We start from the raw sequence: 6,827 nt of genomic DNA, 5'->3' as shown, positions 1-6,827 counted from the left end.
CTCAGCAGTGAAACGAAACAGCGCCGATGATAGTGTAGCATTTGCTATGTGAAAGTAGGACATTACCAGGCTCCAAACAAGAGAAACCCGTTACAGCGATGTAACGGGTTTTTTGTTGTCTGCAGGAAAGTATAAAGACTCAAAGCCAAGACCTCGCACCGAACTCAGTAGTGGCCGCTCTTGCACATCCTGTACTCCACGGCATTCGTATTCCTATACATCAAACAAAACAGCGCGAAGGCAAGCCCTGCACAAGGTCGCCCCGACACAATAATATTATCCCATTTGCTATGTGGCTCTCTAGCGCTGTGGGCACTACGACATCACCAGGCTCCAAATAAGAGAAAGCCCGACTAGAAATAGTCGGGCTTTTTTACGTCTGCAGGAAAGTGAAAATGCAGGTTCGAGGTGAAAGGCATTAGGTTAAAGAAAAATATTCAGAGCCAAAAACACACTAACTGCACTGTTGTTCGTTAGTATTGTTTATACAAATAATTAGCTTAGAACAGTCCATAGGCTTCAGTCTCTTGCTCTTGTGCGTTGCTAGAGGTTTGAAGCTCTTTGGGTTTAAATATAGCGCTTGGATCAATAAGTACGCTGTGTTTATCGGCTAGCTTAATTAATCCATGCATCATATTTCTTGTTTGTGGATCAATATCAAAGCCTATTTCAGTCAACTTATCGAGAGGTTTTATATCTTCTTGTCTATATTCAATATTATCTTCGACTTTATCAACTAATAAGCCAACATGCGGGGTCATTCCATCTTTTGTTGTAAAAACAATAATCGGTTTATAGTCTAAGGTTATTTGCTCTTTGGCTGATTCAAATAAGCGCTCTAATTGAATCAGCTCATGGCGCTTTACAATTTCAAGCTGTATGAGGACTTGTTTACTATTTTTTTGTTTATGTACTTTAATAGCGTCTTCTACTTTTTGTAAAAGTGATTTAAACGGCTCATTAAAGCGTGACATCGTACTTTTTAATTCGTCGTTATCGGTTTTAAATTCCATATAAAATTGTTCAAAGTCAGCAAGCTCACATTGACTCGTATTTAACGAATTTTGCGAACTTAGTAACGCTTGTTCTAATTGATTAAACCACGTATTGAGTTGTTTTTGCCAAGATTTAAGTTGCTTTAACGCATCTCGGTTACTGTGTTCTGTAGACACGCCATTTAAAATTATTCCTAAGTCAAATACTGGGGTTGGAATCCCCATATAATCTTTAACGCCTAGGAAGCTCTTGTTATCGTTAGGCAGCACCGTGAGGTTATTATGAAATTGTTCCGTTAATAAGATATCAAGAATCTTAAGTGAAATGGTTTTATAACCCACTTTAAAATTAATTAAGTCCATGGCTTCCTCACATACTAAGTTTGTATACTAAGGATAGAACAATATTTGCAAGGTATTTATTTATTCACATAATAAGAGCGATAAACATTACGTTTATTGTTGTTTTCAGTATTTATGAATAACTTTTGGATAAGTATATCGGTTATTAATAAAGAATTAAGCTCATTCATCAGGCAGGATTGCTGAAGGGGGAATTGACAGTTTTTCGCTGCTTTGCTAAATGCCATAGCGTTAATATAACCCTCAAAATGAAGACGACTCGGTTTTTTAATGTTGCTCGCTTGCATATCGGCTAAAAACTCAGTGCAAAAATTATCGTTACAATTTAGTGGGTTTGGAACAATCTCCGTTACCATAATATGTGAGGGTGAGTTTACTTCATCAAATAAGTCAAAGCTGGGTACAAACGAAACGCTAGTATATTCAGGATTAAACCCTTGCTTTTGGGCGCTATTAATAAACTCAGAGAGTGGTTCATAAGTGCCGACTAAACAGATTGCCGTAACTCCGCTTAATTTTAAGGTATTAAGTGCTGACTCCACATCTTGGCTATTGCGTTTGTAGCGAGCAACTATTACCGGTGTAAGGTTATATTTAGCGAGCGCTTCTCTTAGTCCTGATTCTACATATAAGCCAAATTCGTCAGCCTGTATAAACAGCCCTATTTTACTATGTTTATGCTCTTCAACGAGGTATTTGATTTGTTCTTGTGCTTCGTCGTTATAGCTTGCTCTTAAGTTAAATGCTTTAACTGACGGCTTTTCACGTAGAAAGCTCGTCCCGCTAAAAGGCATTAAGAACGGAATTTTTGATTGTTCTAGTAAAGGTATAATTGCATGGCTGGTTGGGGTACCCATGGCACCAAACAGGGCATCAACTTTATTTGTGTAAATAAACTCACGAGTATTATTAACGGTTTGTTTGGGTTCATAGTGATCATCAGCAACTAAAAGGAGCACCTTAGCGCCATTAATGCCGCCAGCGTTATTAACTTTGTCAAAATAAACGCTGCTACCTTTATGTAACTGTTGGCCAATATTTTTAGCAGGGCCAGTCAGTGCAGTAGACATGCCCAGCTTAATTACTTTGTCGTTGGTTTGCTCGGCATGCGCGAAAGTTTGCCCAAGCACTAATGCTATAAGGACAATGTTAAGGTTTGCTATTATGCGAAATGCGCTCATACCAATTATTTACAGCCTTTTTAAATAATGTATTAAATGACTTTGTGCCATTCAAACCTAACTGACTTTGGATATTTTTCGGTGTCCAATTTTGTAATACTAGCCTAATAAAAACATATTGGAAATTATCGTCATCGGTTGGCAAGCTATACGGCAATGCCCAAAAACGTCGCCAGAGCAATGGTTTTATATTAAAAAGCTGGTAGTCACTTGTTAACATAGACTTTAATCTTAATTGCTCAGTGATACTGCCAGTATGAGTATTAAAATGAGAGACAATTTTCGCGACCAGTTGATAATCAAGCTGACTATAGTGATCGAGTAGTTGCAAAGGGAAATCGGCTTCAAACTGTGCTACTAATTGCTCTACTAGTTGGTCACTTTTAGTTAAGCTTTTAACAACTAATGCACTGTGCTCGCCCGTTGCCTTATCTTTTTGAAAACCGAGTTTAACTAAATCAAAGCCATTACTTTGCCAAAAACTGAGTAATTGCGCATTGCCACCAAAGCTGGCACCAAACCAATGACACTCGTTCTGTAATTGCTGTTCACAGTAATGAAGTAATTGTGTTCCTAGGTGCTTATTGTGCTGCTCTGGGTCAATGGCAATTCGCACCACGCGAGCGCAGTATTGTTTTAATACCTCAGGGTTAAAGCTTAATTGTGCAAGGCTTTGCGCCATTAAGTGCCCTTGAGGGCGGCGCTTACCTTGCACTACTTCATCACTCAACGATGTAGTAAAGCCACCTTCTATCGCTACTAAACACACACCAAGAATATTATCACCTTGTTGACAAACAAATAGGCGTTGCCCAGCGGCGTCTAGTAAGTGGCGTAAATCATTCACACTGGTTTGATAATGTGCCAGCGTTAGCAACCCAATCACTTGATAAAGTAGTGACTCGTTACTAGCAAGTTGATGTGCCTGTAATTGCTTAAATTGCAAAGGGGTAGAGTGTAAGGTGACGCTGTGATGTTCAGCATCTAAGGCTAATAACGTGCGAATGTGCAGCTCTAATGGGTCCTGCTTTGCAAAGCGAATAGGCTGCTCAAGAGTCATGCTGCGCATATTTTTAAAATGCGTTTTAATGTAGCGAGTAAACTTTAGAATATAGCCGCGACCATTGCCTTCATAGCCAACCATGGTGCTTGAAAATACCACGCGAGGATAAAGGTGGAGTAGTTTTATGAGCATTGGAACAGGGATTGCTGCTGCTTCATCAATTAATAGCAAGTCACACTCAGGCTGTTCGTTAAGTAGTTGATCAGGTGCAATATATTGCATGTTTGCAATGCATTTATTGCCTGCTTGATACTCTAAATTAAGTGCGTTTGCTAAATGTTTAAAGCTGCTGTGCAATGCGCGAAATTGCATAGAGCTGATGAGGATTTTTTTATCGCTGAGCTCGCTTGCGGCAATCCCTAATGCCGCTGATTTACCCCGTCCCCGATCAGCATTAATCAATAATGGTCTATTTGCCCGTCCGTGCGCGGTTTTTTTTATTAATTCAACACATTGTTGTTGCTCGGTAAAATCTATAGTACCTGCTGATGCATCAATGTCGGCAAGAGTAACCCAGCCATCTTGTTGATTAAAATGTAATAAAGAGGCGCTGCTCAGTAAGTGCTTTAAACGTTGATTAAAAAAGCTGTATTGATGCGCTTGTCCAAATGATTGAAATAATGGCAGCGCAGGATCGCACCAATGTTCAAGTGATTCGAGCGGTGGAAGTAATACAATTAAAAAGCCACCTGCTTGCACAACGCCACTAAGCGCAGCTAGTTTATCTGGCACCAGTCCACTGTAGCCGTCATAAACAGCATGGGCGCACTCTTGCCCTAAAATTTGGTGGGTATGCTCTGGCCAATGTGCATTAATTAAATGAGTGCTTTTTGACAGTACAAAAGAAGGGTGCTGCAAATGAGCAAGCAGCTGAGTACATTGCTCATAACACCAATTTTTATCGCCTGTAAGCAGCAGTAACTGGCGATGTTTCGCATACGCAAGTTGTTGCTGTGCACGCTCTACAACGTGGTTAAACGGCTTGTAATCTTGCATAAGCTGTTACTAACCACTTACTGCCTAAGTCGTCAAAGTTAACTTGTACGCGAGATTGTGCGCCACTGCCTTCGTAGTTGAGTACGGTGCCAATGCCAAACTTTGCATGCAGCACGCGTTGACCTAAGTTAAATCCGCTTTCTTCAAATGCAGCATGGCTAACCGATGCGCTAAAGCGACCGGCTGCAGGCGGACGAGATACTTGTGTTTTAATGCGAATTTCTTCTACGCAGTCTTCGGGTATTTCACGTAAAAAGCGCGATGGGCTGTGATATTTCTCTTGGCCATATAAACGGCGGCTTTCGGCATGGCTTATATAGAGCTTATCCATAGCGCGGGTCATACCCACGTAACAAAGGCGGCGCTCTTCTTCTAAACGGCCGGTTTCTTCATTACTTTGTTGTGATGGGAACATGCCCTCTTCAACACCGACCATAAACACTAAAGGAAACTCCAAACCTTTAGCTGAGTGAAGCGTCATCATTTGTACCGCATCTTCATGCTCATCGGCTTGGCCTTCGCCCGACTCAAGTGAGGTATAGGCTAAAAAGCCTTGTAGTGGCGAGCTAAACTCTTCCTCTTCAGGGAGTTCATACTGATCGCAGGCACTAATTAATTCTTCTAAGTTCTCTACTCGAGCGCGGCCTTTTTCGCCTTTTTCAGCCTGATACATAGCCATTAACCCTGAGGTTTGAATCGCGTATTTAGCTTGCTCATGCAGCGTTAAGTCACTAATTTTATCTTCAATATGCTCAATAAGTTCGACAAACTTGGCAACTGCTCCTGATGCACGACCCGATAAATGCTGTTGTTCTACAATGGCTTTAGCAGCATACCAAAGCGGCAAAGACTCAGCGCGAGCGCAGTCACGAATATGGCTTAGTGTTTTGTCGCCAATGCCGCGGGCGGGCGTATTAATTACACGCTCAAATGCGGCATCATCTTGGCGGTTACCCACTAAGCGTAAGTATGAAAGAGCATCTTTAATTTCTTGGCGTTCGAAGAATCGCATACCGCCATAAATTCGGTATTTTAAACCTTCTTGTAGCATTGCTTCTTCAAGTACCCGCGATTGCGCATTACTACGATATAAAATAGCCGCATCTTGAAGTGCATTACCCGCATTAAGCCAGCTACGTAATTTGCTACTCACAAAGCGCGCTTCATCTAGCTCATTAAAAGCAGCATAAATAGAAATAGGTTCACCGTCATTACCATCGGTCCATAAACTTTTACCCATTCGCTCGGAGTTATTTTGAATTAACGCGTTTGAGGCTTTAAGAATAGTGGCAGTCGAGCGATAGTTTTGCTCAAGGCGAATCGTCTCTGCATCAAAATCGGTTAAAAAGCGTTTAATGTTTTCTATTTTTGCGCCGCGCCAACCATAAATACTTTGGTCATCATCGCCTACAATCATGATGCTGCTGGTATCGCCCGCAAGTAGTTTTAACCACGCATACTGAATAGTATTGGTATCTTGAAACTCGTCTACAAGCATGTGCGCAAAGCGCTGCTGATAATGACGCAGCAAGGTTGGGTTATTTTTAAGAACCTCATAGCTACGTAGTAATATTTCTGCAAAATCAACTAGGCCCGCTCTATCACAAGCTTCTTGATAGGCGGCATAAACGCGCAGCATCATTTGCTCGTTAATATCGTATGCCTGAATATCTTTAGGGCGCAGAGCTTCATCTTTTTTAGCGCTTATGTACCAACCAAACTGCTTTGCCGGCCATTTTTTATCATCAATATTCATCGATTTTAATAAGCGCTTGATCATACGAAGCTGATCGTCAGAGTCTAAAATTTGAAAGGCTTCTGGTAAGTTTGCTTCACGGTGATGTGCACGCAAAATTCGGTGCGATAAACCATGGAAAGTACCAATCCACATGCCGCCTACAGGGGCTTTTAATGTTTCTTCAACCCGTGAGCGCATTTCTTTAGCGGCTTTATTAGTAAAGGTTACCGCAAAAATACTATAGGCAGAGGCTTGCTCTACTTGCATTAACCAGGCAATACGATGAACCAATACTCGAGTTTTACCTGAACCTGCTCCTGCTAATACCAGCATGTTTTGTAATGGCGCTGCAACGGCATCGCGTTGTTTATCATTTAAGCCATCGAGTAATTCTGAAACGTCCATCGTTACGCCTTTTTAATCAATAATGAGAGCAGTATAACAGGTGTTTTTGTTAGGCTAAATAAAATACTGTTTTTATAAACAGCTAT

The 6,827-nt window shown here is 41.1% G+C and carries 4 protein-coding genes; all 4 read right to left on the bottom strand.

Annotated elements, in window-relative coordinates:
• Positions 1–500: 500 nt before the first annotated feature.
• The 4 genes from QL984_RS18040 to uvrD are packed head-to-tail and all read right to left on the bottom strand — an operon-like array spanning position 501 to position 6,741.
• Positions 501–1,358: a chemotaxis protein gene (locus QL984_RS18040; protein ID WP_138764691.1), complete on the bottom strand. Its 858-nt coding sequence runs from the start codon at positions 1,356–1,358 to the stop codon at positions 501–503.
• A gap of 56 nt (positions 1,359–1,414) precedes the next feature.
• Entirely contained in the window at positions 1,415–2,539 is a 1,125-nt protein-coding gene (locus QL984_RS18035) for an ABC transporter substrate-binding protein (protein WP_138764690.1), read from the bottom strand.
• On the bottom strand, positions 2,508–4,598 hold the full coding sequence (locus QL984_RS18030) for a GNAT family N-acetyltransferase (RefSeq protein ID WP_138764689.1): 2,091 nt from the start codon (positions 4,596–4,598) through the stop codon (positions 2,508–2,510). The genes QL984_RS18035 and QL984_RS18030 overlap by 32 nt, the downstream gene beginning before the upstream one ends.
• Positions 4,576–6,741, bottom strand: coding sequence for a DNA helicase II (gene uvrD, locus QL984_RS18025; protein ID WP_008108265.1), 2,166 nt, complete (start codon positions 6,739–6,741; stop codon positions 4,576–4,578). The genes QL984_RS18030 and uvrD overlap by 23 nt, the downstream gene beginning before the upstream one ends.
• Between the last annotated feature and the right edge of the window lie 86 nt (positions 6,742–6,827).

It is taken from the genome of Pseudoalteromonas sp. APC 3495, assembly GCF_030407645.1.
Lineage (GTDB): Bacteria > Pseudomonadota > Gammaproteobacteria > Enterobacterales > Alteromonadaceae > Pseudoalteromonas > Pseudoalteromonas tetraodonis.
This window is presented reverse-complemented; position numbering and strand designations above follow the sequence as displayed.

Excerpts from the sequence above, each read along its gene's own strand:
- QL984_RS18040 (WP_138764691.1), bottom strand. The coding sequence starts at position 1,358 with ATGGACTTAATTAATTTTAAAGTGGGTTATAAAACCATTTCACTTAAG.
- QL984_RS18035 (WP_138764690.1), bottom strand. The coding sequence starts at position 2,539 with ATGAGCGCATTTCGCATAATAGCAAACCTTAACATTGTCCTTATAGCA.
- QL984_RS18030 (WP_138764689.1), bottom strand. The coding sequence starts at position 4,598 with ATGCAAGATTACAAGCCGTTTAACCACGTTGTAGAGCGTGCACAGCAA.
- uvrD (WP_008108265.1), bottom strand. The coding sequence starts at position 6,741 with ATGGACGTTTCAGAATTACTCGATGGCTTAAATGATAAACAACGCGAT.